Genomic DNA, 26,281 nt, shown 5'->3' on the forward strand with positions numbered 1-26,281 from the left:
GTTACCGCCATCCATGCCCCGGCCCCCGCATGGGGAATCTCAGATGATCCTCAAGAATCACCGGCGGCCTCCCAACTCCGGGCCGGCTGCGGGTGTGCTGGGCGCACCCAGCCATCCCTCCTGTTTGGAGATCGTTTTGAGATACAGACGGACAACGGCCGGTGTGTTCTCCGCACTGCTCGCCGCCGCCCTCGTGGCGACGGCGGTGCCGGCGCAGGCGCAGGCGCAGCAGGTCGCGGCCCTGCAGCAGGCGGAGCCCAACCAGGTACAGGGCCTCACGGCCGTGCAGGGCGACGGGTACGTCACGCTGGCGTGGACCCGGGTGGAAGGCGCCACCGACTACCAGATCGAGCGGACCCCGCTCGCCGCCGACGGCACGCCCGGCACGCCGGTCATCGCCGGCGTCTGGCGTCCGAACCGGCAGGTCAACAACGACGAGCCGACCTTCGCCGACGCTGGTTTCGCACCGGGGAACAGCTTCCAGTGGCGGGTCCGGGCCCGGTTCGGCACCGAGGTCCAGCCGTACTCGGCGCCGGTCAGCGGCACCACGCGCGGCCACTGGGGCGACCCGGGCACCCCGGGTGAGAACCTGCGCACCCAGTGGGAGGAGACGCTGGGCGCGCAGTACACCAGCGACGTCAACGAGTACGCGTACACCGCCGCGCTCGACGAGGCCAGCGAGCGGGTCCGCGTCGTCGAGATCGGCCGTACCGTCCTGAACCGGCCGATCAACATGCTGATCATCGGCTACCCCCGGCCGGCGGCGACGCCGGAGGCGGTGGCCGCGACCAACCCGCTGCTGGTCAACTGCAACGTCCACGGCAACGAGCCGGGTGACCGCGAGGCCTGCCTGATCATGGCTCGGCAGCTCGCCTTCACCAAGGACGCCAAGACCCTCGACCTGCTGTCGAAGACCACGATGCTCATCGTGCCGGCGATCAACGGCGACGGACGGGCGGCCAACAGCCGGGGCAACTCCACCGGCCAGGACCTGAACCGGGACCACTCGCTGATCCGCCAGCCGGAGACCCGGGCCCTCGCCGAGATGGTGCGCGACTACCGGCCGATCGCCGGTTACGACGGCCACGAGTACGGCAACGCCAACACCGGTGACCTGCCGATGCTGCCGCCGCGGCACCAGAACGTGGCGCAGGGCATCTTCGACGAGTCGCAGAAGATGATCGAAGGCCACATGTACACCCAGGGCGCCAAGGACGGCTGGTGGGCCTGTCCTTACGGGTGCACCCCCGGGGCCAACGTGGGCCTGAGCGAGGAAACCATCCTGCGTAACACCCTCGGCCTGAAGAACGTGGTCAACTCCCTGCTGGAGCTGCGCAGCTCCGGTGGCCCGACGCGGCCCGACGAGGGCAACACCGCGAACAACCGCCGGCGCAAGACCTACTCCGCGCTGTGGACGTTCAACCAGTTCTTCGCGTACCACGGCGCCAACGTCGCCAGCATCACCAAGGCCCGTGCCGAGGGGATCGTGTCGCAGTCCGCCAACGAGGGACGGATCGTGTTCCGGGGCTCCCGCGAGATCGAGGCGTACCCGGCCCCGCACCCGGGTGAGGCCCCGCCGCCGCTGGACGCCCCCACCCCGGCGCGGATCCTCGAGCAGGCGCCCTGCGCGTACCGGCTGACCGAGGAGCAGTACAACGGCGAGCGCACCGACGGCCCCGCCGGTCAGCGCACCACCGTGGCCCAGCGGCTCGCCGCGCACGGCTGGAAGGTGATCAAGGTCGGCAACAGCTACCTGGTGCCGCTGTCGCAGCCGGAGCGGGGCCTGATCCCGCTGCTGCTCGACGAGCAGGCCGTCGAGGGTCTGGTCGCTGGCGAGCGGGTGGCCGCCACCCTGACCGGCACCCACAACGGTCCGCTGACCGTCTCCGGGTTCGCCTGCCTGGACGGGGCCACCGTCCGGGGCCCGATCCAGGTGCTGCCCGGTGCCGCGCTGGTCGTCAACGGCGGCTCGATCAACGGTCCGGTGAACGCCACCGGCGCCGCCGGGTTCGTCGTCACCGACAGCAAGGTCTCCGGTCCGGTGAACGCCACCGCCACCCGGGGCCCGGTCGTCCTGGTCGGCAACGAGATCAACGGCCCGGTCGGCGTGGTCGGCAGCACGGGCACCGGCCCGCTGGTGGCCGGCAACACCGTCCAGGGTCCGCTGTCCTGCACGGGCAACGCCTCGGCGCCGACGAACGATCAGGTCGCCAACTCGGTGAGCGGTCCGCGCTCCGCCCAGTGCGCGCGGCTGTGACCTGCTGAAACCCGCCTGAAACGAGGCGCCGGCAGGACGGTCTCGCCGTCCTGCCGGCGCCTCCCGTACCCGCTGCGGAGTGGAGAGAGACCGTGTCCCAGACCCCCATCCCGAACCCGCGCCCCGGGTCCGCGCCGCGGGCCACCCGTCGCCGGCGGGCGATGGCCGGGGCGGCCCTGGCACTCCTGGTCGCGGCCACCGGCTGCACCAGCTCGCAGGAGAGTCCCGCCCCGGCGGACCGCACCGGCGACACCGGCGCGGTCACCGTCAGCGGACCGCTGTGCGACGCGCTGCCATCGGGGGACGAGCCGGGCAACCCGGACTCACTGGTGGGCCGGGCCCCCGACGAGGCCCTCACCTGGATCCCCGTGCTCACGACGTTCGAGGCGGCGGTGCGGGCCACCGGGATGGCCGAGGAGCTGTCCGCCCCCGGCGGCCTGACCATCCTCGCCCCGACCGACGACGCCTTCCGGGCCAAGTTCTCCACCGCCAACATCGACAACCTGCTGCTCAAGGACACCGCCACGCTGCGTGGGCTGCTGAGGGAACACCTGGTCGCCGGGACGCACCCGGTCGCCGAACTGGTGGCCGCCAGCCCCGTCACCACGCTCGCCGGCACCGACCTCGCCGTCACCTCTGCCGGGTCCGGCGCCCGGCTGGCCGACCGGGCCGAGACGGTCTGCGCCGACTACCGGGCCAGCGGCGCCCGGATCCACGTGATCGACAAGGTGCTCGGCAACCTGCCGGACACCGCCCACGAGGAGGACCACTCCCACTGAGCCCGCGCCGTCGCGCGTAGCACCGTCGGCCGTCGACCCCCGTGTGCGGGGTCGGCGGCCGACGTCGTCCCGCGCCCGCGCCCGCCGCAGGTCCGGCCGCCCCGCACCCGATCGGCGCCCCTCCCCCCGGGCCGGACCGTCGACCGGAATCACCCCGACTGACCCCGCCTGACACCGTCAGGTGTCCTCCGTCACCTTGGGCCCTTTCGAGATGCGGGATCCGCCGCGATGCCCTTTGCTTGTTCTCGGGTGCGCGCCCGCGCGCGCCCCGACCCGGCCTCTCGGCCAACCCTCTCGCACCCTTCCGCCGCCACCGCTGCCGGCGCGTTCCACCATGCATGGACGGAGACCAATGTGACGACCCTGCGGGTCGGCGAGCAGCCCACCAACACCCCGGGCCGGGTCCACCGGCCCACCCTGACCTCCCGTCCCCAGGTCCCGACGCAGGCCGGGCAGGGCACGCCCCCGCAGACCCGACGCATCCTCATGCTCTCCTGGGAGTACCCGCCGGTCCTGGTCGGTGGCCTCGGCCGGCACGTGCACGCCCTCTCCGTCGCCCTGGCCGCCGCCGGGCACGAGGTCACCGTCGTCACCCGGCACACCGACGACGCACCCCTCGAGGAGTACGCCGACGGCGTCCGCATCGTCCGCGCCGCCGAGGACCCGGTCACCTTCCCCCTGGCCACCTCCTCCCTGCTCGCCTGGACCATGGCCTTCAACCACACCCTCACCCGCGCCGCCCTGCGCGCCACCGAGGCCGGCGCCTACGACGTCATCCACGCCCACGACTGGCTCGTCGCGCACACCGCGATGACCCTGCGCGAGCACCTCGACATCCCACTGGTCAGCACCATCCACGCCACCGAGGCCGGCCGGCACCAGGGCTGGCTGCCGGAGGAGATGAACCGCACCATCCACGGCGTCGAGCACTGGCTGGCCAGCGAGTCGGGCCGGGTCATCGTCTGCTCCGGCTACATGCGCGACGAGGTGACCGGGCTGTTCGGCGTGCCGACCGGCCGGGTCGAGGTGGTGCCCAACGGCGTGGAGCCGCACCGCTGGCAGGTCCCGGCCGCGGCGGTGGCGCAGGCCCGCGCCCGGTTCGCCGGGGACGGGCCGCTGGTCACCTTCGCCGGCCGGCTGGTCTACGAGAAGGGCGTGCAGCACCTGATCGCCGGGCTACCCCGGCTACGCGAGCGGCACCCCGGGCTGCGCGCGGTCATCGTCGGCGACGGGCCGTACCGCGCGGAGTTGGAGGCCGAGGTGCACCGCCTGGGCCTCGGCGCGACGGTGAGCCTGCCGGGCTTCCTCGGCGGCACCGACCTGCCTGCCGTGATGGCCGCGTCGGACTGCTTCGCCGTGCCGAGCATCTACGAGCCGTTCGGCATGGTGGCCCTGGAGGGCGCCGCCGCCGGCGCTCCCCTGGCCGTGGCCGCGACCGGCGGGCTCGCCGAGATCGTCGAGCCGGGGGTCACCGGGATGACCTTCCGCCCGCACGATCCCGACGGCCTCACCGAGGCGGTGCACGCGCTGCTGTCCGACACCGAGCGCGCCCGTGCCCTGGCCCGCCGGGCCCGCCGGATGGTGCACGATCAGTACGGCTGGTCGGCGATCGCCCAGCGCACCGCAGCCAGCTACGCTGCCGCTGTCGCCACCGCTCCGGCCTTCGCGGCCGAACGCGCCGAACAGCGCATGTCCCGCGGACGCACCCTCCCGGCCCTCCCGGAGGGCAACCTCCTGGCCGCCGCCGGCCTCCGCTGATTCCGGACCCCGCTGCGTCGGCGCCGCGGGGTCGTGCTGACGTCCCTGGCAGGCGGGCCGGTCAGTCCGCGCCCCGCGACCGGAGGTCGGGCGATGCCAGCGCGGCACCGCCCGACCGGTTCAGCACTCCGCGAGGTTCCCGTCGTAGGGGTCGTGCAGGTAGGACGAGGCGATCCATCCGGAGTACGTCGGGCCACCGTTGCCGTACCGCACGTGCTGCCAGAAGTTGTCGTAGGAGTTGTAGTAGTCGCCCGTCGTCCAGCAGTCGAAGGCCACCCAGTGCCCGTTCGGGATCCGGGTGACGAGTGCACAGCTGGTGTGCGGGCCGGTACGCAGGGCCAGGCCGGTACTTCCGGCGCCTTCCACGTAGCTGCTGCCGTAGTCCTTGTCGGACCAGGCGTGGCTGCAACCCGCGCTCGCCGGCGCCCCCGCCACCGCCACGATCCCGGCCGCCGCGGCCAGGGTGAGCGCCGCCTGAGCGAGCGCGACAACCGACTTGGATCTCCGCATTTCTTACTCCCCGTGGTCGACCGCCCCGATATCGGTGGACGGTTTCGAAAGTGCAGACGTCCGTAGGTGCGAGATCTCGGATGGCTGGACGGGCGTCGCACCACCGCCCGCGCCAGGCGGACGGGTCAGCAGTCGATGTACGAGCCGCCGTCGTCGAGGTAGTGGTCGAACACCCAGCCCGAGTAGGTCGGACCGCCGTTGCCGTACCGCACGTGGGTCCAGCCGTTCCAGCCGTTGATGGTGTCGCCGTAGCCCTGGCAGTCCAGGGTCACCCAGTGCCCGTTCGGGATCCGGGTGACGAGCCCGCAGCTGGTGTGCGGGCCGGTACGCAGGGCCAGGCCGGTGGTTCCGGCGTCCTGCACCTGGTTGCTGCCGTAGTCCTTGTCGGACCAGGCGTGGCTGCAACCCGCGCTCGCCGGCGCCCCCGCGACCGCCACGATCCCGGCCGCCGCGGCCAGGGTGAGCGCCGCCTGAGCGAGCGCGACAACCGACTTGGATCTCCGCATTTCTTACTCCCCGTGGTTGACCGCTCCGATTCCGGTAAGCGGTTTCGAAGATCGTAAGAGGGAGCACCCGGATATGCAAGATCCTGAATAGCTAATCGGGACAGCCTGACCTCCGGTGCGCCGGCGGGGCCGCCGCGTTCCGGCACCGCCGCAGGAGTGTCCCCGACGACGGAACGGCGGCAGGCCGCCGACCCGGGTGGGGTCGACGGCCTGCAGGTGCCGTGGAGTGGCGGTCAGCGCTCGGAGAACGGGGCGTACGCCCGCTCGGCGGAGCCGGTGTAGATCTGCCGCGGGCGACCGATCTTGGTCTCCGGGTCGTTGATCATCTCGCGCCACTGGGCGATCCAGCCGGGGAGCCGGCCCAGCGCGAAGAGCACCGTGAACATCTTGGTCGGGAAGCCCATGGCCTTGTAGATCAGGCCGGTGTAGAAGTCCACGTTCGGGTAGAGCTTGCGGGAGACGAAGAAGTCGTCGGCGAGGGCGATCTCCTCCAGCTGCATGGCCAGGTCCAGCAGCGGGTCCGGCTTCGCCATCCGGCCGAGCACGTCCTGGGCCGCCTTCTTCACGATCGCGGCGCGCGGGTCGTAGTTCTTGTAGACCCGGTGCCCGAAGCCCATCAGCTTCACGCCGTCCTGCTTGTCCTTCACCTTGCGTACGAAGGACGCGACGTCGCCGCCGTCGGCCTGGATCTTCTCCAGCATCTCCAGCACGGCCTGGTTGGCGCCGCCGTGCAGCGGGCCGAAGAGCGCGTTCACGCCGGCCGAGACCGAGGCGAAGAGGTTGGCGTTGCTGGAGCCGACCAGCCGCACGGTCGAGGTGGAGCAGTTCTGCTCGTGGTCGGCGTGCAGGATGAACAGCATGTCCAGCACCTTGACCATCACCGGGTCGACCTCGTACGCCTCAGCCGGCACGCCGAAGGTCATCCGCAGGAGGTTCTCCACGTAGCCCAGCGAGTTGTCCGGGTACAGCAGCGGCTGCCCGATCGACTTCTTGTAGGCGTACGAGGCGATGGTGGGGACCTTCGCCATCAGCCGCACCGTGGACATCTCGACGTGGCGGGAGTCGAACGGGTCCAGGCTGTCCTGGTAGAAGGTGGAGATGGCGCTGACGGCCGAGGAGAGCACGGCCATCGGGTGGGCGTCGCGCGGGAAGCCGTCGAAGAAGCGACGCATCTCCTCGTGCAGCAGTGAGTGCCGGCGGATGCGCTCGGTGAAGTCGGTCAACTGCTGCTGGGTCGGCAGCTCACCGTAGATCAGCAGGTAGGAGACCTCCAGGAAGGAGGACTTCTCCGCGAGCTGCTCGATCGGGTACCCGCGGTAACGCAGGATCCCCGCGTCGCCGTCGATGTAGGTGATGGCGGACGAGCAGGCCGCGGTGTTGACGAAACCGGGGTCGTACGTCGTCATCCCGGTTTCCTTCAGCAGCTTGCCCACCCCGATGCCGGCGGGGCCCTCGACTGCGGATTGCACCGGCATCGAAAGCTGCCCACCGGAGTGATCGAGCTTGACTTCCGTCATGTTTCCCTCGCTTCGCCGGCAGATCTGCGTTGAATTGCCTTCGCTTTTACCGTAATCACGGTCGAGGTAGTACCGCCCGTCGTGGTTCGACGGTGAGGCATGCGTCACCCGTTTCCCGACCTGCGGGCCGAGAAACCCACTCAATCCCGGACGCATCGAAGCCGGCGTCGCCTGGGAACGCTACCGCCCGCCCCGGCGCCGCCGTACGCTGAGCATGAGGTCCGCGCCCTGGAACGCGCTTTCCCGATGGCGCGGACCCCTCGACCGACGTCGATCGGATGCCCGGGGCGGGACGGGTCAGGAGAGGGCGAGGCGCAGCAGGGCGCCGTCGGGGGCCACGCGGTAGACGTCGAGGCGGTTGGCGCCCGCGTGGAAGAGCCGGTCGTCGGCGAGCAGGGCGGCGAAGCGCCGTCCGCCCGCGTCGCGCGGGACCACCGGGACGACCGCGCCGACCCGACCGTTGACGGCGATCGCCAGCGGCGTGCCGTCGGGCACCTCCTCCGGCACGTCGCCCCAGACGGCGGCCGGCAGCCGCCCGGCGTCCGGGTCCACCGCCCCGAACGCGGCCAGGTCGGCGACGCGGGCGCTCCCGCCCACCGGACGGTCGCCGACGGCGGTGCCCACCAGCGGATGGGACGCGGGCGGCGCGACCGGGGCCGGCACGCCCCCGGAGATCGGGGTCGGCTCGCCGGGACGGTCGTAGAAGACCTTGCCCGCCTCGGCACGCGGCGCCTGCCGGGCGGAGCGGCCGTCGACCGGCCCCGGGAGCCGGATCGCGGCCTCGTCGGCGATGGTGGGCAGCAGGTCGACGTGCTGCCAGTTCCGGTCGTCGATCCGCCCGGCGCGCTGGCCGGGGGTCTTGACGAACGTCGGCACCCAGGCGACCTCGCCGGGGGCGGTCCGGATGGCGTCCATGCCCCGGCCCTGCGCGCCCGGGGTGAAGCTGACGCCGTGATCCGCGGTGACCACCAGCAGGGCCTTGTCGTAGAGGCCGGCGGAGCGCAGCGTACGCAGGGTCTGGCCGATCAGCCGGTCGGTGTAGCCGAGCTGCGCGAGGTGCCGCCGGCGGGCCAGTTCCGCCCAGCCGTCGCCGTCGTTCGGCAGGTCGTGCGGGGCGTCGTAGCGCACCCCCGACGGCAGGTACGCCCACGGCGAGTGCGGCATCAGCAGGTGCAGGAAGTGCAGGGTGGGCCGGGGCGCCGGCCGCAGCCCGGCGAGGAAGCTGGTGAAGCGGGCCGGCTGGTTGTCGTCCAGGCTGTCCCAGCGGAACTTCGGGTCCGCCGGCACCGGCTCGGCGGCGTCGATGCCCGCCTCCGCGCGGGTCTGCTCGCGGTACGAGTCCTCCGGGTCGACGCGGCTGTCGACCGGGGCGGTGAGCTGGCGCAGCAGCCCGCCGGCCTGCCGGATCAGCACCCCCATCCCCTGCTCCGGCGCGACCGGCTGCTCGCAGCGGCTGGGCGGGCAGAGCCGGGTGATGCTCTCCTCGGCCCGGATGTCGTACAGGCCGCCGAAGGCGGTGAAGAGGTTGTCCGGGTACTGCGAGTAGTGCGGCGCCGCCGCGCGCTGCGGGTACCGGCCGGTGAGCATCGCCGGCAGCGCGTAGGGCGTCCAGCCGCTGACGCCGGTGGCGTTGCGGTACCAGGTGGAGCCGCCGGCCAGCTCGGCGAAGTGCGGGAACCGGGCGGCGTCGATCCGCCCGTCGGGGCCGAGCAGGGAGACCAGGGGCAGCTCATCGAGGACCAGCACGACCACCGGCGGGTGGTTGCCCGGCCCGGCCATCCCGGCGGCGCCGCCCTCGCCCCGGGGCAGCACCACCGTCGTGGTGGGCGAGGCGAACACGAACAGGCCCACGAAGAGCAGCGGTCCGAGCGCGGCGAGCCGCAGCACCCGCCCGGGCGCGCGCCACCGCCGGTGCGCGGCGGCCCCGGCGGCCCCCACCACGCCGGCGAGCACCAGCAGCGGTACGCCCCGCAGCGGCGTACCGTGCCGGCCGACCTGCACGGCCAGCGCGGCGAGCAGCAGGCCGACCAGCAGGGTGTGCGTCGCCGCGCGGGCGGTGCGCCCGGCCAGCCGGGACAGCGCGCCGAGCAGCGCCACGGCGGCGGTGGGCACCAGCGCGACCAGCGCCACCAGCAGCAGGATCTCCCGACGCCCGGCGCGGTGGAACAGGAAGAAGTCGGGGCTGCGCCCGAGGACGTCCAGCAGCGGCTGGGTGACCACGAGCCCGACCAGCCCCGTCACCTCGGCCAGCCGCCCAAGCTCCGTACGCCAGCCGCCCGCCCAGCCCGGCCACCGGCCGGACGCCGGCCGGGTGTGCGACGCGGCCTGCGCTCCGGGGTCCGGCGGTCCGGCGCTCGGTCCGGGTGCCGGCTCAGCCACCCACGACCGCCGTGTAGAGCGTGCGGGTGCCCGAAGGCAGGTCGAGTCGCCGCGTGATCCGGCAGCGCGCGGCGAGCAGCCGCTCGAACTCGGCCGGCCGGTAGTCGGGGAAGAGCCCCTCGGGCTTGTTGGCGAGCAGCCGCCGGGCCATCGGGTCCTCGGGGTGGACGAACTCCACCACCACGCGGGCGCCGGGGGCGGCCAGCCCCACCAGCCAGTCCAGCACCTCGGGCAGCGGCACGTTGCGCCCGATCGCCAGGTGGTGCACCACGGCCAGGGCGAGGATCGCGTCGGCGTCGGCCCGGTCGGCGAACGAGGCCCGCTCGACGCCGCGCCAGCCACCGCCGGGCGACGGGTCCGCGAGGTCCATCACCAGGGGCAGGATCCGCCGCTCCCCCTGCGCGCGCAGGTCCCGGTAGAGCCCGTCCAGCACGGCCGGGTCCTGCTCGACGGCGACGACGTAGTCGGCGTGCCGGGCGGCGAGGCGGGCGTACCGGCCGTCGTTGGCGCCGAGGTCCAGCGCCAGGCGGGGCCGGGGCCCGTCGGCCAACGCCTCGGCGACGAAGCGCTCCTTCGCGGCCCGGTCGTCGGCCGTGTACGCGCACGTGCGCTGGTAGTCGACCCAGTGGCTGGCCGGCGGGCGGTGCTCCAGGCGCCGGACGAGCTTCTCGATCCCCCGTACGGTGGCCAGCGCCAGCTCTCGCGAGTAGCCGGCCGCCCGCAGCTGGGACCGGACGTCGGCGGTGCTGGCCCGGGCGTTTCGTCGCTGCATGGCGTCATGCAGGTGCACGTGGGTGGGTACGCCCGGCAGCAGCCGCCGCGCACCGCCGAACAGCCGTCGCATCTGGTCGGGCTCGATGCCGTCGACCCGGGCGCGCAGCCAGGGCTGGAAGTCGAGCCCGAGGTGGGCGCCGAGCAGCAGCGGGTAGAGCAGGGTCTGGCAGAACTGCCGGTAGCCGGCCCAGGGCTCGCCGTCGCGGGCCGGGGTGAACGAGCCGACGTCGATGAACACCGGCTCGGCGCCGCGCCACTGAAGGTTGTAGGCCGAGCCGTCCTTCGTGGTGAACCCGGCGGGCAGGGCCGCCCGCAGGATCTCCAGGTGCAGCAGCGCCGCGTCGCGCAGCATGGTGAAGGACCACTCGTACGGGTGGGAGACGAACGGGATGCGCTCGTGGCGCAGCACGGCGGCCCACCGGTCGCCCGCCGGCGCGGTCGGCGACTCGACCGCCTCGGTGCCGCACACCTTGCCGGCGGCGAGCAGCGGTGGGAAGAACTCGGTGGCGGCCAGCGCGCGCCACTCCCCGGCGGCCCGCTCGTCCAGCCCGCGCAGCACGTCGCCGTCGAGGTGGAAGACCCGGTTGGCGGGGTCGCGGAAGGAACCTGGCTCGGCGCGCAGACCGGTGCGGGAGTTCGCCATGGGCCGGGTCAGCGCTGGTCGGTGGGCTGGCGGCGGAACCGGTCGACCAGTCGCCGCCAGTAGAGCTTGGCCGCCACCGCGGCGCCGGCCACCCCGCCGACCACCGCCTGCACGATCAGGCTGCCGGACCCCGCGTCCAGGTAGGCCAGGTGTTCCACCGACCGCTCCTTCCCTCGCGTCTCGAGATCGGCGTACGCGGGCACGACCTCTTGGAGGATTTGCCCGGAAAGCCGGAGTTGTCTGCCACGGTACGCCGATCGTCCCGGTCGTGCGGGCCACACCCGGCACTCCGTCCGCTGTCCGTTTCGTTCAAGACGCGCGTGCGGGCGCGTGCCTACGGTGGCGCCATGGCACCGACACTCGATCTCATCGGCATGGTCAGCAGCGACCTGCCCCGTTCCCTCGCCTTCTACCGGCGGCTCGGCCTCGACATCCCGGCCGACGCCGACACCGCGCCGCACGTGGAGGTCACCCTGCCCGGCGGCCTGCGGCTGGCCTGGGACACCGTCGAGACCATCCGCGCGTTCGACCCGGACTTCACGCCCACAAGCGGCGGCGGGGCCAGCCTCGCCTTCCGGTGCGCCGACCCGGCCGAGGTGGACCGGCTCTACGCGGAGCTGGTCGCCGAGGGCCACGAGGGCCACCTGCCGCCGTGGGACGCCTACTGGGGCCAGCGGTACGCGGTGGTGCTCGACCCCGACGGCAACGGCGTGGACCTGTTCTGCCCGCTGCCGCAGCATTGAGCAGCCCGCTCAGCGGGGCAGCAGGGCCGTCGGCGGCACGCCGGCCAGGTCGCGCACGTCGCGGGTGAGGTGGGCCTGGTCGGCGTATCCGCAGCGGGCCGCCACCTCGGCCAGCGGGGTGCCGGCGCGGGCCAGCGCCAGCGCGCGCCCCATCCGCAGGATCCGGGCCAGGGTCTTCGGGCCGTACCCGAACAGGTCGCGGCACCGGCGGTGCAGGGCGCGCGGGTCGAGGCCGGTCCCGGCGGCGATCGCGGCCACGCTCGCGCCGGCGGCCAGCGCGGCGGTGACCCGGGCGCCGAGCGGGTCCGGCCCGCCGGCCGCCCGCAGCCGCCCCACGGCGATCTCCGTGAGCACCTCGGCCGGGGCCGCCTCCGCCCGCTCGGCCAGCCGGGCGACGTCCCGCTCGCCCCACAGCTCGGCCAGCGGCACCCGCCGGTCGCGCAACTCGACGGCCGGTACGCCGAGCACCGCGCGGCCCGTCCCCGGCGGCAGCCGCAGCCCCACCCAGCGCTCCGCCGGCCCGCCGCCGCTGAGGTGGGCGGTGCGGTCCGGGCCGGCCACCGTGAGCCCGCGGCGGCTCGACCAGAGCAGGTCGACGCAGCCGTCGGGAAGGACCCTGGTCGGGGCGGCGCCCGCCGCCGTGTCGCTGGTCCAGAGCACCGCGCCGGCGAACCCGGCGGGACGTTCCCGGTACATGCCGCCCAGCCTGCCACGGCCGGGCTAGCCTCCGAATGTGCGATGGTCGGTGCTCGACGCCCCCCTCGACTCCTCCGGACGCGGCCGGGGCGAGCGGCTGGCGCCCGCGGCGCTACGGGCCGCCGGGCTGCTGGGCCGGCTGGGCGTGGCCGACGCCGGTGCGGTCGACACCCTGATCGACGACCCGGCCCGCGACCCGGAGACCGGGGTGATCGGCGTCGAGCAGGTGCGCCGCGCCACCCGGGCCATCGCCGTACGGGTGACGGCCCTGATCGACACGGGGTGGCAGCCGCTGGTGCTCGGCGGCGACTGCGCGATCCTGCCGGGCATCCTGCAGGGGCTGTCCTCCGGTTTCGACCTGTGGTTCCTCGACGCCCACCTCGACTTCGAGGACGGCCGCACCTCGCCCACCGGCGAGGCGGCCGACATGGACCTGTCGATCGTCACCGACCACGGCCCGGCGGGGGTCCTCGACCGGGAGGGGCCGCTGGTCGACCCCGACCAGGTGCACGTGCTCGGCCACCGGCCGCTCGACCGGGACACGGACGGCCGGGAGGCCTCCCGGGTCGACCCGGCCGTGCACCTGGTGCCGGCCACCCGGCTGCGCGGTGCCGACGCGGCAGCGGTGGGCCGCGACCTCGCCGCCGGTACGACACCCGCCTGGCTGCACCTCGACCTCGACGTGCTCGACCCGTTCGTGCTGCCGGCGGTCAGCTATCCGGAGCCGGACGGCCTCGACTGGGCCGACCTGACCGCCCTGGCCCGACCACTGGTGCACTCGGGTCGACTGATCGGGATGAGCGTCACCGACTTCAACGCCGACGAGGACCCGGACGGGCGGCACGCGGAACGGATCGCGCAGGCCCTCGCCGAGCTGCTGGCCGCCTGAAGGCCGTCCGCCGACACCGCACCCCGGGCGTCGGCGCAGGTGTGGAGGTCGGGCGCGCGAGGAGGGGCGCGGTCAGGCGTCCGTGGTGGCGCCCGGCAGCCGGACGGTGAACACCGTCCGCCCCGGCCGGGTGTCCAGCTCGACCGCACCGTGGTGGGCCTCCACCACGGCGGCCACGATCGCGAGGCCCAGGCCGGTGCTGCCGTGCGCCCGCGACCGGGAGCTGTCGCCCCGGGAGAAGCGTTCGAACACCTCGTCCCGCAGCACCGGCGGCACGCCGGGACCGTCGTCGACGACGCCGAGCACGGCGACGTCGCCGGCCACCCGCAGGGTGGTGGTGACCGTGGTCCCGGGCGGGGTGTGCACGCGGGCGTTGGCCAGCAGGTTCGCCAGCACCTGGTGCAGCCGGGCCGGGTCGCCGGGGACCCGGACGACCGTGTCGGGCAGGTCGAGGCGCCAGCGGTGCTCCGGCCCCGCGACGTGCGCGTCGCCGACCGCGTCCACCACCAGGGCGGACAGGTCCACCGGTTCGACCGCGAGGGGGCGGCCCGAGTCGAGCCGGGCGAGCAGCAGCAGGTCGTCGACGAGGCTGGTCATCCGGGCGCTCTCCGACTCGACCCGGCGCAGCGCGTGGGCCACGTCGGGCGGCACCTCGTCCCGGCCGCGCCGGGCCACCTCGGCGTACCCCCGGATGGCCGCCAGCGGGGTGCGCAGCTCGTGGCTGGCGTCGGCGACGAACTGGCGTACGCGGGTCTCGCTGGCCTGGCGGGCGGCGAGCGCGGCGCCGACGTGCCCCAGCATCCGGTTGAGCGCCGCGCCCACCTGCCCGACCTCGGTGCGCGGGTCGGTGTCGGCGGCCGGGACCCGCACCGACAGCGCGACCTCGCCGCGGTCCAGGGGCAGCTCGCTGACCCGGCCGGCGGTGGCGGCGACGCGGCGCAGCGGGCGCAGGGTCGCCTGCACGATCAGGGCGCCGGCCCCGCCGGCGATCAGCAGCCCCACGGTCGCCACGCCGGCCTGCGCGGCGACCAGCCACCAGACGGTCTCCGACACGCCCGACAGCGGCAGGCCGAGCACCCGCACGGTCCCGCCCGGAAGCTGGCGCGCCACCACCCGGTAGTCGCCGTGCCCGCCGAGTTCGCGGGTGCGGGGTCGGCCGTCGGTGGGCACGTCCGCGAGACCGCTGAGGTCCTCGGGGGGTACGGCGCGCTCCTCCCGACCGGCCAGGGTCCAGGCCCGGACCACCCGGCCGTCGGCCACCTCGGCGACGACGGTTCCCGGCGGGAGGCCCCTGGGGATCCGCGCCTCCGGCCCGCCGATGGCGCCGGGCGGCACCTCGAAGGGCGACGGCACGCGCCCGGGACCCCCGCGCATCGGCGCCAGCTGGTCGTCGACCCGGTCGATCAGGAACTGCCGCAGCGCGACCGTCGTGATGCCGCCGATGGCGACGCTGACCAGGGCCAGCAGGGCGACCAGGATGACCACCAGGCGGGTACGCAGCGACAGCCCGGCGAGCCGGTGGCGCAGCCGGCCACCGGGGCGCTCACTCCGCCGGTCGGAGGACATACCCCGCGCCGCGCAGCGTGTGGATCATCGGCTTGCGGCCCGCGTCGATCTTCTTCCGCAGGTACGAGATGTACAGCTCCACCACGTTGGCCTGGCCGCCGAAGTCGTAGTTCCAGACCCGGTCGAGGATCTGCGCCTTGCTGAGCACCCGGCGCGGGTTGCGCATGAGGTAGCGCAGCAGCTCGAACTCGGTGGCGGTGAGGGTGATGGGCTGGCCGGCGCGGCGCACCTCGTGGCTGTCCTCGTCGAGGCTGAGGTCGCCGACGGTGAGCACCGCGTCCGAGCGGGCGGCCACGGCGAAGCCCGAGCGGCGCAGCAACGCCCGCAGCCGGGCGATCACCTCCTCCAGGCTGAACGGCTTGGTGACGTAGTCGTCGCCGCCCACGGTGAGCCCGGCGATCCGCTCCTCCACCGCGTCCCGGGCGGTCAGGAAGAGCACCGGCACCGTCGGGGCGTGCTCGCGCAGCCGGCGCAGGACCTCGAAGCCGTTCACGTCGGGCAGCATCACGTCGAGCACCACGGCGTCGGGCTGGAACTGCCGCGCCGCGCTCAGCGCCGACGTGCCGTCGCCGGCCGTGCGCACCTGCCAGCCCTCGTAGCGCAGCGCCATCGACAGCAGGTCGGCCAGGGTGGGCTCGTCGTCGACCACCAGCACCCGCACCGGCTCCCCGTCGGGGCGGCGCAGCTCCACGCGGCCCGCCCCGGTCCGCCCGTCCGTCACCATGGCCCCCATCGTGTGCCGGCGCGCTGTGCCCGGCCTGTGCGCCACCTGTGCCCCCGCTGTGCCTGCCTCATTCCGCCCACGGACCGGCGGCCGCGAGCGGCAGCCGACCAGTCCGACAGTCGACCAGTCCGGTCGCCCGAGCCGGGCGGCAGCCGAGCCCGGCGGGTCGGGCTGCTCGGGGTGGCCCGGCGTGCGCCGGGTGGGCTCACTCGGTCATGCCCACCGGATAGGTGCGCACGAAGCGCATCGTCCAGGTGCCGCCGCCGACGGGGTGCTCCCGCCGGTAGAGGTGGTCCGGCCCGCCACCCGTACCCGGCCCCGCGCCGTCGGGGTGGCGCAGGATCCAGTGCGCGGGCGGGGAGCCGTCGGGCTCGGCGGGCAACTCCCGGACCAGGTCGTGGGCCGGGCCGTCGACGAAGCGTACGGTCACCTCGCTCATCCCTGCGCCCGCCCTCCCGTACCGCGCCCCGACACCGGGTCTGGCTCGCAAGCTACCGCAGCAGGGGGTTGCCCCGCCCGGATCCGGCAACGGTTTGCCCTGATCGGAGCCCGGGTACCGCAGCGTTGGCGACCCGTCGTGGGGACGGGCCACGAGGGGCAGGGAGCGGTCGATGAGAACGCTGGACGGGCGGTACCGGCTCGAACAGCGCATCGGCATCGGCGGCATGTCGGAGGTCTGGCGGGCCCACGACGCGGTGCTGGACCGGCCGGTCGCGGTGAAGGTGATGTCCCCCGGGCAGGAGGGCCAGGACACCTCCGTGGAGCGGATCCGCGCGGAGGCCCGCTCCGCCGCCCGGCTGGTGCACCCGAACGTGGCCTCCGTGCACGACTTCGGCACCTGCGGGACGGGCCCCGAGGGCCGGGTGCCCTACATCGTCATGGAGCTGGCCGAGGGCGAGACGCTGGCCGAGCACCTGCGGGCCGGGCCGCTGGACTGGCGCATCGCCGTACGGGTCTGCGCGGAGGTGAGCGCCGCGCTCGCCGCCGCCCACACGCACGGCATCGTGCACCGCGACGTCAAGCCGGCGAACGTCATCCTGACCCCGAGCGGCGTGAAGGTGCTCGACTTCGGCATCGCCACCCCGTCCGGCACCCCCGACCGGTCACCGGAGGGGATGGTGGTCGGCACGCCGGCCTACCTCGCGCCGGAGCAGTTGGAACGGGCGCCCGCCACCCCGGCCGCCGACATGTACGCCCTCGGCGTGCTGCTCTACTACTGCCTGACGGGGCGACTGCCGTACGAGGCGGGCAGCACGACCCAGCTGCTCGGCGCGCGCCTGCGGCAGCCGCCGCTGCCGCTGCCGGAGATCGAGGGGCTGCCGCCGGAGGTGGCCGACCTGTGCGCGAACTGCCTGGCCGACGACCCGGCGGACCGGCCGTCGAGCCTGATGGCCGCGCTGCTGCTCGCGGAGGCGGTGGACGCCCGGGTGTACGTGCCGCTGCACCAGCCGGCCATACCGCGGCAGCGCGGCGGGCCGATCTCGCCGTGGACCGAGCGGGCGGCGGCCGAGGCGACCGAGGCGGCTCCCCTGCCCGACTGGTCCACCCAGGCCGGCTGAACCTCCTCGCGCCGGTCACCTGCGGTTTCACGGCCCGGGGGCCGGGTAGCCGGGCGGGTGAGCGACGGGAGGAACGCGATGCCGGAATCGAGCTCCTGGCTGAACGAGACGGCCACCGCGACCGCCGAGGGCGGCCACGTACGCACCGACGACGGGAGCCTGTCCACGGCTCTGGCGTCCCCACTTGCGCCACACTGCTCGGGGCTGACCCCGGAGCAGCTGCTCGCCGCCGCCTTCGCGTCCTGCCTGCACCACGCGGCGGTCGAGGCGGCGGGCGAGATCACCGACGAGGCGCACACCGTGCAGGTACGCGCCGAGGCGAAGCTCGGGCGCGACGACGACGGCAGGTACCGGGCCGACGTGCACGCCTCCATCTCGTCGGCGGGCCTCAGCCGGCAACAGCTGACCGAGCTGGTGGAGCACGCGGACCGGCTGTGGCCCTTCTCCAGCGGCGACGGCAGCCGGCACCGGCTCACCGTGACGCCTGCGGAGAACGGCCGGCACTGACCTCCCCCTCCGGACGCCTCTGGTGGCCCCGGCACGGGCGGTAGGCACCGGGACCAGCCGTCCCCGCGTCGGGTCGCCCCGCTGACCGACCGGAGGTCGTCCGACGAGGGGGAGCTCCTCCACCGTTCGGTGGAGGGTCCGGCTCCGCCCGTTTCGCCCCTACCCAAGACCAACTTCCACCCGCTTTCCTACCCCTAATCGGATATATACGGAGGGGCGGACAAGGGCGAATGGCGGCTTTCCTTGCCCGCCGCCCCCATTCGCCCCGCAGATCGACGCAAATTGTGGCGCATGCCACCAAGCAGACCGATGGCAGCCGGCGCTCAGCTTTCTAGCCTCGGCGGGTGCACCACGACGATCCCCTCGACCAGAAGCTGACCCAGGATCCGCCGGCCGCCCGACCGGACGATCCCACCTCAACCGATCGGACGACAGGCCGTCACCGCGTACGGGAGGCGCCGCGCCGTGGCGGCCGGGCCCTGCTCGCCTCGACCCCCGTCCGGGCCGCACTCGCCGCCGGCGTGACCTGCTGCCTCGGCGTCGCGGCGTTCGCCGGCACGCGCGGGGACGCCGACACCGCGCGGGAGCCCGTGGCCGAGGCGCTGATCGAGCGGGCCGTCGACGACGACCGCGCCTCGCGGTCACTGGAGCGGACCCCCTCGGCCTCCCCCTCGCCCTCGCTCAGCCCCAGCCCGACGCCGAAGCCGACCCCCTCGGCGACCCGCAAGGCGCCACGCAAGCCGACCCCGCCGCCCCGCCCGCGCCCGGTCGCCGGACTCACCCAGGCGCAGATGGACAACGCCAAGATCATCGTGGACGTGGGCGCCGAGCTGAAGATGCCCCGCCGCGCCATGATCGTCGCCGTGGCGACCGCCATGCAGGAAAGCCGGCTCTACAACCTCGCCAGCGACGTGCTCCCGGAGTCCAGCCGGTACCCCCACCAGGGCAGCGGCGCCGACCACGACTCCGTGGGCCTGTTCCAGCAGCGCCCGAGCAGCGGCTGGGGCACCGTACGCGACCTGATGCGCCCGGCCTACGCCGCACGGGCCTTCTACGAGGCGCTGCGGGAGGTGCCGGGCTGGCAGCAGATGAGCGTGGCCGGTGCCGCCCAGGCCGTCCAGATCTCGGCCTTCCCCGACGCGTACGCCCAGCACGAGGGGCTGGCCACCACGGTCGTCGCCGCGCTGACGTGACGGCCGCCAGGGGCACGTGACGCCCCCGCGGCACCGGGGTCAGCGGATCCCGGCCCGGCCGCCCGGCGGGTCGCTGGCCGCGTCCGCGCCGCCACGGGCGCCGATCCGGGTAGCCGGCACACCGCCGCCCGGCACCGCGGCCGCAGCCGTCGGGGTGTCGGCCGGGACAGTTTCGGTGGTCAGGCCGTCGAGGATCCGGTCCACCCGCTCCTCGCGCCGGCGCCGGGCGTGCAGCGCCTCCTCGAACTCCCGGCGGGCCTGCACCGCCTCGGCGTAGACGCGCTCGCGCACCTGCCGGGCCTCCTCCCGGGCGGCGTCCAGCTCGACGCGCGCGCGGGTCAGCAGGTCCGCCGCCTCGCCGGCGCGCCGGGTCCGGTCCGCGTCGCCGAGGTCGAGCCGTTGCAGCAGCCCACGCAGCGCCGTCGCCTCGTCCCGGATCTCGTCCCACTCGCGCCCGGCCCTCGCGGCGCCCTCCGCCCGGGCGGCCAGCCGGGCCAGCCGGATGCCGATCTCGTCCAGGCAGGAATCGACCTGCCCCTGGTCGTATCCGGTCTCCACGACGCAGAACCTCATACTGTCGCCCCCCAGGCAGCCGGTGATTCCTTCCCCACCCTGGATCCTCGGCGCTGGGGGCGGCAGCGGAGGGGGTTCGGGAAAATTGTTCACCATGCGGACGCGGCCGGGCGCGCCGGCGGGGACGATCCGCGCAGAGGCGCCCGGCCGGGCCAGCCGGCGAGCGCGGCACCTGCTGCCTCCGCCGGACGGGACTGCGCCTGCTGCCGCCACCGGTCGGGGCGGTACCTGCTGCCGTCACCGGTCGGGGCGGTACCTGCTGCCGTCGCCGGGCAGGGCGGCGGCTCAGGAGCGCTTCGGAAGCACGACCACCCGGCCGAAGAACTCGTCGATGCGGCGCACCACGTCGTTGAAGTCGTCCAGGTCGATCGGCTTGGTGACGTAGGCGTTGGCCTGCAACGTGTAGCTGCCCACGATGTCCGTGTCGGCGTTGGAGGTGGTGAGCACGACGATCGGGATCGTACGCAGGTCCTCGTCGCCCTTGACCTCGCCGAGCACCTGCCGCCCGTCCATCCGGGGCATGTTCAGGTCGAGCAGGATGACGTCCGGCCGCCGGGCGTCGGTGTGGCGACCCTCGCGACGCAGGAACTCCATCGCCTCCTGGCCGTCGCTGACGACGTCGATGACCTTGTCGACGTCGGAGTCCGCGAGGGCCTCCTCGATCATCAGCACGTCACCCGGGTCGTCGTCCACCACGAGGATGCGAACCGGACTCGGGGTTTCTGCACCCATCACTACCTGCTTCGTGTCGGTGGAACGGAGAATCGCTAGGCGCTCTGTGCCGGCGGGGAAATCTAGCCCATCAGCCGGCGGAGCGCGCTGTCGGGTCGGCCCTGCCGGAATCGTGTCTGAGCACCTCCGCCAGCCCGGTCACCTGGAGCAGTCGGTCGACCCGCCCCCTCGCGCCGGTCACCCGCAGCCAACCGCCGTCGGCGGCGACCCGGTTGTCACCCCGGACGAAGGCGGCGATCCCGGTGGAGTCACAGAAGGTGAGGTCGGTGAGATCGACGAGCAGGCGGCGCTTGCCGGCGTCGACGAGCCGGTCGATGGCGGCGTTGAGTTCGGGCGCGGTGCTGAGGTCGAGCTCGCCGGCCAGTCGCAGGCGCGTCGCCCCGCCGTCGCGGTCGGCGTACGTGACGGTGAACGTCACCCCTGGTCTCCCTCGCTCCACCACAGGACGATCCTTGCAGTGTGGCAAGTATAAGCAGGGGTGACCGGCACGGCCGCACCGGCGCTCAGCGTCACCCGGGCTGGCCGCCCGCCGTGGCCGCGGCCGATCGGGCCGCCGCCAGGAACCGCGCGGCCCGGGGAAAGTCGCGCAGGACCCGCCCGTAGTGTTCCAGAGTCGACGCCAGCGTGGCGGCAGGCACACCGCGGCTGGTGAGGATCTCGACCAGCCAGTCGACGAACTCGGTGAACAGCGAACTGTCGTCGACGTAGAGCGCGGCGGCCAGGAAGTCCACGATGTATCCGAGGTCACTGACCGTGGAGTCCAACTGACTCGGCGTGTAGTCGCGTGTCCCCGGTACGCGTTCGCTCAGGTCCGCCAGTGCCCCGTCGATCAGCTCGCCGCGCCGCTTGCCCAGGCTGGTGTACTCGTCGTCGGCCAGGTGGCTCAGCTCCGCCGGCGGGACGCGGCGCAGCGCGCGCTCGTCGGCGACCAGGTCGGCGGCGCTCGGGGCGTCGGGCGCCCAAGCGACGCCGAGGCGGCGGGCCCAGCGACCGTCCACCCCGAATCCCCGGCCCCCCACCACCACCGGGACGTCCACCCGGCGGCACGCCTCGACCATGCGGTGCGCGTGCGGCAGACGCATCGGCAGCGCGCACGCGAGCGCCACCGCGTGGGCGTCGTGCCGGTGCAGGTACGACACCAGGTGCGGCGCGGGAACGCTCGCGCCGAGGAAGGTGACCTGCCAGCCGCGCAACCGCAGCACCTCGGCCACCAGCCGCGGCGGCAGGGCGTGCCACTCACCGTCCATGCAGGCCACCACCACCCGGCCCCGCGTCGGGCGCGGGTTCGCGTACGCGGCCACCGCCGCGACCACCCGCTCGCTGATGTGCGTCGCGGCGTGCTCCTGCGCGACGCTCCACTCGTTGCGCGCCCACCGCTCCCCGACCTCGGCCTGCGCTGGCGCGACCAGGTCGAGCAGAAGCCGCTCGGCGGGCACGCCGGCCTCGAGCAGGCCGACGGCCACCTCGACGGCGGCGTACTCGTCGGCTTCCTGGAGGCAGTCCAGGTATCCGGACCAGGCGCCGGCCGCAGTGGCCTCGGCGGCGGTCGGAGTGGCGGTCACGGTCGGATCCCCCTCACCTCGGCCGGCGTGGCCGTGTCGGGCACCGCGTGCAGATGCCGGGTCGCCCGCTCACCCGGACCGGTCGCGCGCAGCGCGAGCACGGCGATGTCGTCGTGGTCGCCGTGGGCCAACCAGTCGCAGGTCACCTGCTCGACCCGTTCGGCCAGCGCGGGCGCCGGCATCCGCTGGCAGCCGCTGAGGGCGTGGACCAGCCGCTCCGTGCCGAACTGCTCGTCGCCGCGGCGCCCGCCGCGCGCCTCGGTGACCCCGTCGCTGTAGAGCAGGCAGGTCTCGCCCGGTTCCAACCGGACGGTCACCTCGCCGATGCGGGGATCAGGGACCACGCCGACCAGCATGCCGGACAGCGGCACCGGCTCGACCTCGCCGGAATTGCGCAGCACGAGCGGCGGCAGGTGGCCGCCACCGGCCATCGTCAGGGTCAGGCCGCCCTCGCGCTGCGCGCGGACCACGCCCAGCACCATGGTCGCGAAACGCCCCTGCCCCTGTGCCTGGCTGGTCTCCAGCAGCGCGTCGTTCAGCAGCTTCAGCAGCCGCCCCGGCTGCCACTCGACCCGGTGCAGCGCCTGCAGGCACTGCCGCAACTGGCCGGTGAAGACAGCCGCCTCGACACCCTTGCCGGAGACGTCACCGAGGAAGAACACCGAGCCGCCGTCGGCCAGCCGATGCGCACCGTAGAAGTCGCCGCCGATGCGCAGTCCGGCCTGGGCCGGGCGGTAGGCGGTGCCCCACTGCACGCCCGTCGCCTCGGCCGGTTCCACCGGCACCAGGCTCGCCTGGAGCGTGTCGGCGACCTCGGCCTGGTCGCGGTAGAGCAGCGCCGTGGTCAGGGCCGCCCCGGCCCGGGCCGCGAAGGCCCGGACGAGGTCCACGTCAGCCCCGTCGTAGCCGCGCTCGACGCGCCGCGCGACCAGCAGCGCGCCGGCCGGGGCGTCCCGGCCCGGCAGCGGCACCACCCGCGCGGAGACCTCCGCCGGGGTCGACCCGGACAGCCAGCCGGCCTCCACGGCCTGCTCCACCAGCCAGTCGACGGTGTGCGGTTCCCCGCCGTCCAGCCCCTCGGCGATCGCCGCCGGCAGGTCGGACGCGGGCACGACGCCGCTGTCCACGACCGGGGCGTCGTCGTCGCTGCGTGCGGCCCGCCACCAGCGCGCCCGCCCGGAACGGGGAGTCAGCACCAGCACCGCCACCTCGGCCAGCGTCGGCACGGCCAGCCGGACCACCGCCGCGGCGGCCCGGTCCGGGTGCAGCGGGTTGCCGAGCTTCTCACCGACGACCGCCAGGAACGCCGAGCGGGCCCGCTCGGCGAGCAGGGCGTCGGAGCGGGTGACGCTGTCGGTGACGTCCTCGACGTACCAGCAGCAGCGGGCGCCCGACAGGGGCACCCGGCGCGCACGCAGCCGGCGGCCGTGGTGGCTGAACTCGGCGTCGCCAGCCAGCCCCGCGATGCCGGCCGCCGCGAGCAGCTCACCCGGGGCGACCTCGGGCAGCAGCCGCTGCGCGACCGGGCTGACGTGCCGGACGACACCCCCCGCGTCACAGACGACGAGGCCCTCGCGGAAGTGCTCGACGACCTCGGACCAGTCGGGCGTGCGGTGCTCCCGGTCGGCGCGCACGGGTGCGGGGCGAGCCGGGGCGTCGGCGGAGCACGCCGTGGCCCGTGCGGCACGCGGCGTGGAGATCCGTCCGTCGCCGGGCTCCCAGTCCCGCACGTCGGCAGCAGTCACCAGCTGAAGCCCCACTCCTTGTCGACGGCCGTAGCACCGCGACGCGGCGCAGGTGGTCAAATCTCTGACACCACCCTACGCCCGTGTGCCGCGACCGCCACCTGGCAGCCGTCGCCCTGATGCACCCGCAGCGGTACGGCCCGGAGCAGCCCGGGCGGTGCTCGCGTACCGGGCGGGACCCGCCGGGGATTGTTACGATCCCCTCACCCCTGCACCCAGGCGGCCTTCGGAAAGGCGTGATCGTGCTGTCATACCGGAGCAAACCCGAGGTTACTCCGTTGAGCATGGCAGTCGACCTGTCCGATCCGGCCGCGCCGCTCATCCGGGTCGGGGGCGACCTCGCCTACACCACCGCCGGCCCGCTGCGCGCCGAGGTCGACCGGATGCTCATGGACGCTCCCCAGAGCCTCGTCCTCGACTTCGGCGGCCTGCTCTTCATCGACAGCACCGGCCTCGGGGTGATCGTGCACGCGTGGCGCGAGGGGCAGCAGTGCGACACCGCTCTCCGCCTGCACGCGGTGCCCCGGTTCCTGCAGACGATCCTGGACATGACCGGCGTGACGGGCCTGCTCGCCCGGCCGCTGGGCGAGGGCCTGACGGCGGCCGAGGATGCCGCCCGTCGCCCCACCGGCACGCTCTGACGCGACCCGACGGCCCCTGGCTTTGCACGGCGGCCCCCGACTGGGAACATGGACGCATGGCCGCCCAGCTGTTGACCATCGAGGTGACCCGGCTCGACGCCGGACGCGCCCGGCTCCGGCTGTCCGGTGAGCTGGACTTCGACACCGCCCCGGACCTCGTCACCGCCGCCGCCGAGCTGCGCCGCGACGGCTACCAGGAACTCCTGTTCGACCTGAGCGCGGTCAGCCTGTGCGACTCGTCCGGGCTCAGCGCGTTCCTGACCGCCCATCAGGGCGGCACGGGCGCGGTCCGGCTCTGCGGGGTCGGTCCCCAGCTCCAGCAGTTGCTCGACCGCACCGGCCTGACCGAGCTGCTCATGGTGGAACGCGCCGCCGACGGCGACATCCGCCGGGCGGGCTGAGCCGGTCCCCCGCACCGGCGAGGGGTGGCCCCCGACCCTGGGACCAGGGGCCGGGGGCCGGAGTGATGATCAGGGTGTGGTGACGGGTTGCAGCCGGGGCCCGGTGCTCCGCCGCTGTCCCGTGGTTGGCGGCTCGGCGTCCTCGGGCGGCCCGGAATCGGGAGTCTGGAAGAGATAGCGGACGAACACCCCACCCGCCTCGTTGTCGTCCGCGCCGGGCCACTGCCCGATGCAGTCCACCCCGACCACCTCGCGCCCCGAGCCGTCACCCTCCTCCAGCAGCGCCCACAGGCTCACCGGGTAGCAGCGGGTGTCCTCGGGTGAGAGGCGCCAGCGGGCGTACCAGCCGGGTCGGGCGGGAACGATCTCGACGATCCGCTTCATGACGACCTGCCCTTCCGCGTTCTCGGAAGTACCCCGGTCCGCTGCGATCGTCGGCCCCCACCGGGTGAGGGGCCCTCACCCCGGCCGGATGAAGCTTCCCCGCAGGCGCCAACGGCGTCCCGCCCCGCAGGCGTCGCCGGCCCGGCCGCCGGCGTCCGTTTCGGTGCCGGCGACGACGGGAAGGCGACCGGCGGAAGCGACGGGAACACCAGCGGAAGCGAGGTGTCACCATGCGCAAGCAGATGGAGGGCGACAACCAGCGCCGCCGGGCGCTGGCCCGCCAGGCGCGCGAGCGCGGCATGCAGGCCAGCGAGACGGGCGCCAGCCTGAGCGCCTCCAAGCAGATCACGCACCTGGATCAGGGCAAGCGCGCCGGTCCGCCGCCGGCCGGGCGACACAAGCCGGACAGCACCCGGGGCGGGCCGGCTCCGCCGCCGGCGGGCGTCCCGGAGGCCGGCCGCCCCCTGCCGAAGCGGGCACCGGGCGCACCGGACGGTACGCCGATGGGTTACCACGCGCTCGTCGACGACGTCGTACGGCGTACCGGGGCCGACTTCCGCAGCGCCAAGGTGGGGGTCGAGTCGACCGTGCTGGTCCTCGCGTTCGCCCTGGACGAGGCGGAACGCCGCCGACTGCTGGCGGCCGTGCCGGCCAAGCTGCACGACGTCGTCCCCGTGGACGGCATCCGCCGGCACCGGGAACTGCCCGGTTTCCTGGCCGAGGTGGGCCGGATCAGCGGCCGTACCCCGGAGCAGGCCCGCTACCAGGCGGAGGCGACCGTGGCGGCGCTGGCCGACCACGACGGCGACCTGATCGAGTCGCTGCACGTGCCCGACGGCCTGCGGGACCTCCTGCAACCGCCGCCCGTCGGTGGCGGGGTGGTCGGCGCGGTCAGCGCGACGCCCCCGCTCAGCGACGCGGACCTGCGGGAGGCGCTCGGCGACCTGCCGTACTGGTCCGGCGACGGCGACGCGCTGACCCGCACCGTCCAGCTGCCGGCGGACAACCTCGACCGGGTGCTGGACCGGATCGACCGGCTGCGGCAGGAGACCGGGCGCAGCCCGCGGATCAGCCGCCCCGACCCGGGTAGCGCCGTGCTGACCGTACGGTCCCGGCAGGCGGGCGCGGTGACCGCGATGGACGTGGACCTCGCGCACGCCGTCGACGACGCGATCGACGAGGCGGGCGCCGGGATGGCGGCCGGCTGAGGCTCGCGTGGGCCGGCGGGCGGCCACCCGCCGGC

At 74.4% G+C, this 26,281-nt stretch carries 27 protein-coding genes; 11 read left to right on the plus strand and 16 right to left on the minus strand.

The genetic code is table 11. The annotated features are described in order from the left end of the window. The first annotated feature begins 163 nt into the window (after positions 1-163). The 3 genes from ACGFIG_RS16355 to ACGFIG_RS16365 all read left to right on the plus strand — a co-directional run bounded on the left by ACGFIG_RS16355 (position 164) and on the right by ACGFIG_RS16365 (position 4,794). Entirely contained in the window at positions 164-2,257 is a 2,094-nt protein-coding gene (locus ACGFIG_RS16355; protein ID WP_393003533.1) for a M14 family zinc carboxypeptidase, read from the plus strand. A 92-nt stretch (positions 2,258-2,349) separates the two neighbouring features. Continuing rightward, a complete protein-coding gene (locus tag ACGFIG_RS16360) occupies positions 2,350-3,036 on the plus strand; it encodes a fasciclin domain-containing protein (protein ID WP_393003535.1) in 687 nt (228 codons plus the stop codon). A gap of 354 nt (positions 3,037-3,390) precedes the next feature. Continuing rightward, positions 3,391-4,794 carry a glycosyltransferase family 4 protein gene (locus ACGFIG_RS16365; RefSeq protein ID WP_393003537.1) on the plus strand — a complete coding sequence of 468 codons (1,404 nt, stop codon included), beginning with the start codon at positions 3,391-3,393 and terminating at the stop codon, positions 4,792-4,794. A 120-nt stretch (positions 4,795-4,914) separates the two neighbouring features. On the opposite strand, the gene ACGFIG_RS16370 is transcribed toward ACGFIG_RS16365, so the two are convergent. The 6 genes from ACGFIG_RS16370 to ACGFIG_RS16395 form a co-directional block, all read right to left on the minus strand. Next, positions 4,915-5,304, minus strand: coding sequence for an SH3 domain-containing protein (locus ACGFIG_RS16370; RefSeq protein ID WP_393003539.1), 390 nt, complete (start codon positions 5,302-5,304; stop codon positions 4,915-4,917). Between the two features lie 125 nt (positions 5,305-5,429). Continuing rightward, complete coding sequence (locus tag ACGFIG_RS16375) at positions 5,430-5,810, minus strand: SH3 domain-containing protein (protein ID WP_393003541.1); 381 nt, start codon at positions 5,808-5,810, stop codon at positions 5,430-5,432. A gap of 233 nt (positions 5,811-6,043) precedes the next feature. Next, a complete protein-coding gene (locus ACGFIG_RS16380) occupies positions 6,044-7,327 on the minus strand; it encodes a citrate synthase (RefSeq protein WP_393003543.1) in 1,284 nt (427 codons plus the stop codon). Between the two features lie 297 nt (positions 7,328-7,624). Further along, the gene (locus ACGFIG_RS16385) at positions 7,625-9,706 is read right to left on the minus strand and encodes a sulfatase-like hydrolase/transferase (protein WP_393003545.1); all 2,082 of its coding nucleotides are present in this window, start codon (positions 9,704-9,706) and stop codon (positions 7,625-7,627) included. Beyond that, positions 9,699-11,123 carry a methyltransferase gene (locus ACGFIG_RS16390; RefSeq protein ID WP_393003547.1) on the minus strand — a complete coding sequence of 475 codons (1,425 nt, stop codon included), beginning with the start codon at positions 11,121-11,123 and terminating at the stop codon, positions 9,699-9,701. The genes ACGFIG_RS16385 and ACGFIG_RS16390 overlap by 8 nt, the downstream gene beginning before the upstream one ends. Before the next feature lie 8 nt (positions 11,124-11,131). Beyond that, complete coding sequence (locus ACGFIG_RS16395; protein ID WP_165947858.1) at positions 11,132-11,281, minus strand: hypothetical protein; 150 nt, start codon at positions 11,279-11,281, stop codon at positions 11,132-11,134. Positions 11,282-11,470: 189 nt separating this feature from the next. Between ACGFIG_RS16395 and ACGFIG_RS16400 the strand changes: the two genes are divergently transcribed. Then, a complete protein-coding gene (locus tag ACGFIG_RS16400) occupies positions 11,471-11,866 on the plus strand; it encodes a VOC family protein (RefSeq protein WP_393003549.1) in 396 nt (131 codons plus the stop codon). Between the two features lie 9 nt (positions 11,867-11,875). Here the strand turns inward: ACGFIG_RS16400 and ACGFIG_RS16405 are convergent, their stop codons facing one another. After that, positions 11,876-12,562, minus strand: a complete 687-nt coding sequence (locus ACGFIG_RS16405; protein WP_393003551.1) for a helix-turn-helix domain-containing protein — start codon at positions 12,560-12,562, stop codon at positions 11,876-11,878. A gap of 37 nt (positions 12,563-12,599) precedes the next feature. Here ACGFIG_RS16405 and ACGFIG_RS16410 point away from each other — a divergent pair, with 37 nt between their 5' ends. Continuing rightward, positions 12,600-13,451, plus strand: a complete 852-nt coding sequence (locus tag ACGFIG_RS16410) for an arginase family protein (RefSeq protein WP_393003553.1) — start codon at positions 12,600-12,602, stop codon at positions 13,449-13,451. Between the two features lie 72 nt (positions 13,452-13,523). Here the strand turns inward: ACGFIG_RS16410 and ACGFIG_RS16415 are convergent, their stop codons facing one another. The 3 genes from ACGFIG_RS16415 to ACGFIG_RS16425 all read right to left on the minus strand — a co-directional run bounded on the left by ACGFIG_RS16415 (position 13,524) and on the right by ACGFIG_RS16425 (position 16,180). After that, entirely contained in the window at positions 13,524-15,017 is a 1,494-nt protein-coding gene (locus tag ACGFIG_RS16415) for a sensor histidine kinase (protein WP_393003555.1), read from the minus strand. Then, positions 14,995-15,741 carry a response regulator transcription factor gene (locus ACGFIG_RS16420; protein ID WP_393003557.1) on the minus strand — a complete coding sequence of 249 codons (747 nt, stop codon included), beginning with the start codon at positions 15,739-15,741 and terminating at the stop codon, positions 14,995-14,997. Before ACGFIG_RS16420 ends, ACGFIG_RS16415 begins: the two co-directional genes overlap by 23 nt. A gap of 205 nt (positions 15,742-15,946) precedes the next feature. Next, entirely contained in the window at positions 15,947-16,180 is a 234-nt protein-coding gene (locus tag ACGFIG_RS16425) for a hypothetical protein (protein ID WP_393003559.1), read from the minus strand. 172 nt (positions 16,181-16,352) lie between these two features. Between ACGFIG_RS16425 and ACGFIG_RS16430 the strand changes: the two genes are divergently transcribed. The 3 genes from ACGFIG_RS16430 (at position 16,353) to ACGFIG_RS16440 (ending at position 19,000) form a co-directional block, all read left to right on the plus strand. Beyond that, the gene (locus ACGFIG_RS16430; protein ID WP_393003561.1) at positions 16,353-17,300 is read left to right on the plus strand and encodes a serine/threonine-protein kinase; all 948 of its coding nucleotides are present in this window, start codon (positions 16,353-16,355) and stop codon (positions 17,298-17,300) included. 78 nt (positions 17,301-17,378) lie between these two features. Continuing rightward, a complete protein-coding gene (locus ACGFIG_RS16435; protein WP_393003563.1) occupies positions 17,379-17,807 on the plus strand; it encodes an OsmC family protein in 429 nt (142 codons plus the stop codon). 344 nt (positions 17,808-18,151) lie between these two features. Then, positions 18,152-19,000 carry a hypothetical protein gene (locus tag ACGFIG_RS16440; RefSeq protein WP_393003565.1) on the plus strand — a complete coding sequence of 283 codons (849 nt, stop codon included), beginning with the start codon at positions 18,152-18,154 and terminating at the stop codon, positions 18,998-19,000. Between the two features lie 39 nt (positions 19,001-19,039). Here ACGFIG_RS16440 and ACGFIG_RS16445 read toward each other — a convergent pair whose 3' ends face one another. From ACGFIG_RS16445 to ACGFIG_RS16465, 5 genes are all read right to left on the minus strand, one after another. Continuing rightward, the gene (locus tag ACGFIG_RS16445) at positions 19,040-19,573 is read right to left on the minus strand and encodes an ATPase (RefSeq protein ID WP_393003567.1); all 534 of its coding nucleotides are present in this window, start codon (positions 19,571-19,573) and stop codon (positions 19,040-19,042) included. A 285-nt stretch (positions 19,574-19,858) separates the two neighbouring features. Further along, entirely contained in the window at positions 19,859-20,305 is a 447-nt protein-coding gene (locus ACGFIG_RS16450) for a response regulator (protein ID WP_393003569.1), read from the minus strand. Between the two features lie 70 nt (positions 20,306-20,375). Continuing rightward, positions 20,376-20,723 carry an STAS domain-containing protein gene (locus ACGFIG_RS16455; protein WP_393003571.1) on the minus strand — a complete coding sequence of 116 codons (348 nt, stop codon included), beginning with the start codon at positions 20,721-20,723 and terminating at the stop codon, positions 20,376-20,378. Between the two features lie 91 nt (positions 20,724-20,814). Then, positions 20,815-21,867 carry a B12-binding domain-containing protein gene (locus ACGFIG_RS16460; RefSeq protein ID WP_393003573.1) on the minus strand — a complete coding sequence of 351 codons (1,053 nt, stop codon included), beginning with the start codon at positions 21,865-21,867 and terminating at the stop codon, positions 20,815-20,817. Further along, positions 21,864-23,612, minus strand: a complete 1,749-nt coding sequence (locus ACGFIG_RS16465; RefSeq protein ID WP_393003575.1) for a PP2C family protein-serine/threonine phosphatase — start codon at positions 23,610-23,612, stop codon at positions 21,864-21,866. Before ACGFIG_RS16465 ends, ACGFIG_RS16460 begins: the two co-directional genes overlap by 4 nt. A gap of 284 nt (positions 23,613-23,896) precedes the next feature. Here ACGFIG_RS16465 and ACGFIG_RS16470 point away from each other — a divergent pair, with 284 nt between their 5' ends. Further along, a complete protein-coding gene (locus ACGFIG_RS16470) occupies positions 23,897-24,253 on the plus strand; it encodes an STAS domain-containing protein (protein ID WP_393003577.1) in 357 nt (118 codons plus the stop codon). A gap of 56 nt (positions 24,254-24,309) precedes the next feature. After that, the gene (locus tag ACGFIG_RS16475) at positions 24,310-24,654 is read left to right on the plus strand and encodes an STAS domain-containing protein (protein ID WP_393003579.1); all 345 of its coding nucleotides are present in this window, start codon (positions 24,310-24,312) and stop codon (positions 24,652-24,654) included. Positions 24,655-24,723: 69 nt separating this feature from the next. Here the strand turns inward: ACGFIG_RS16475 and ACGFIG_RS16480 are convergent, their stop codons facing one another. Next, complete coding sequence (locus tag ACGFIG_RS16480; RefSeq protein WP_393003581.1) at positions 24,724-25,038, minus strand: hypothetical protein; 315 nt, start codon at positions 25,036-25,038, stop codon at positions 24,724-24,726. 230 nt (positions 25,039-25,268) lie between these two features. Here ACGFIG_RS16480 and ACGFIG_RS16485 point away from each other — a divergent pair, with 230 nt between their 5' ends. Then, positions 25,269-26,246 (plus strand): DUF2267 domain-containing protein, encoded by a 978-nt coding sequence (locus ACGFIG_RS16485; RefSeq protein WP_393003583.1) that lies wholly within the window; start codon positions 25,269-25,271, stop codon positions 26,244-26,246. The last annotated feature ends 35 nt before the right edge of the window (positions 26,247-26,281 follow it).

Origin of the sequence: Micromonospora sp. NPDC049048, from assembly GCF_043197615.1 — a bacterium.
Classification (GTDB): domain Bacteria; phylum Actinomycetota; class Actinomycetes; order Mycobacteriales; family Micromonosporaceae; genus Micromonospora.

What these genes read in the sequence shown, in the direction of transcription:
- ACGFIG_RS16370 (WP_393003539.1), bottom strand. Translation starts at nt 5,304, where the DNA reads ATGCGGAGATCCAAGTCGGTTGTCGCGCTCGCTCAGGCGGCGCTCACC.
- ACGFIG_RS16375 (WP_393003541.1), bottom strand. Translation starts at nt 5,810, where the DNA reads ATGCGGAGATCCAAGTCGGTTGTCGCGCTCGCTCAGGCGGCGCTCACC.
- ACGFIG_RS16380 (WP_393003543.1), bottom strand. Translation starts at nt 7,327, where the DNA reads ATGACGGAAGTCAAGCTCGATCACTCCGGTGGGCAGCTTTCGATGCCG.
- ACGFIG_RS16390 (WP_393003547.1), bottom strand. Translation starts at nt 11,123, where the DNA reads ATGGCGAACTCCCGCACCGGTCTGCGCGCCGAGCCAGGTTCCTTCCGC.
- ACGFIG_RS16400 (WP_393003549.1), top strand. Translation starts at nt 11,471, where the DNA reads ATGGCACCGACACTCGATCTCATCGGCATGGTCAGCAGCGACCTGCCC.
- ACGFIG_RS16405 (WP_393003551.1), bottom strand. Translation starts at nt 12,562, where the DNA reads ATGTACCGGGAACGTCCCGCCGGGTTCGCCGGCGCGGTGCTCTGGACC.
- ACGFIG_RS16415 (WP_393003555.1), bottom strand. Translation starts at nt 15,017, where the DNA reads ATGTCCTCCGACCGGCGGAGTGAGCGCCCCGGTGGCCGGCTGCGCCAC.
- ACGFIG_RS16420 (WP_393003557.1), bottom strand. Translation starts at nt 15,741, where the DNA reads ATGGTGACGGACGGGCGGACCGGGGCGGGCCGCGTGGAGCTGCGCCGC.
- ACGFIG_RS16425 (WP_393003559.1), bottom strand. Translation starts at nt 16,180, where the DNA reads ATGAGCGAGGTGACCGTACGCTTCGTCGACGGCCCGGCCCACGACCTG.
- ACGFIG_RS16430 (WP_393003561.1), top strand. Translation starts at nt 16,353, where the DNA reads ATGAGAACGCTGGACGGGCGGTACCGGCTCGAACAGCGCATCGGCATC.
- ACGFIG_RS16435 (WP_393003563.1), top strand. Translation starts at nt 17,379, where the DNA reads ATGCCGGAATCGAGCTCCTGGCTGAACGAGACGGCCACCGCGACCGCC.
- ACGFIG_RS16445 (WP_393003567.1), bottom strand. Translation starts at nt 19,573, where the DNA reads ATGAGGTTCTGCGTCGTGGAGACCGGATACGACCAGGGGCAGGTCGAT.
- ACGFIG_RS16450 (WP_393003569.1), bottom strand. Translation starts at nt 20,305, where the DNA reads ATGGGTGCAGAAACCCCGAGTCCGGTTCGCATCCTCGTGGTGGACGAC.
- ACGFIG_RS16470 (WP_393003577.1), top strand. Translation starts at nt 23,897, where the DNA reads ATGGCAGTCGACCTGTCCGATCCGGCCGCGCCGCTCATCCGGGTCGGG.
- ACGFIG_RS16475 (WP_393003579.1), top strand. Translation starts at nt 24,310, where the DNA reads ATGGCCGCCCAGCTGTTGACCATCGAGGTGACCCGGCTCGACGCCGGA.
- ACGFIG_RS16480 (WP_393003581.1), bottom strand. Translation starts at nt 25,038, where the DNA reads ATGAAGCGGATCGTCGAGATCGTTCCCGCCCGACCCGGCTGGTACGCC.
- ACGFIG_RS16485 (WP_393003583.1), top strand. Translation starts at nt 25,269, where the DNA reads ATGCGCAAGCAGATGGAGGGCGACAACCAGCGCCGCCGGGCGCTGGCC.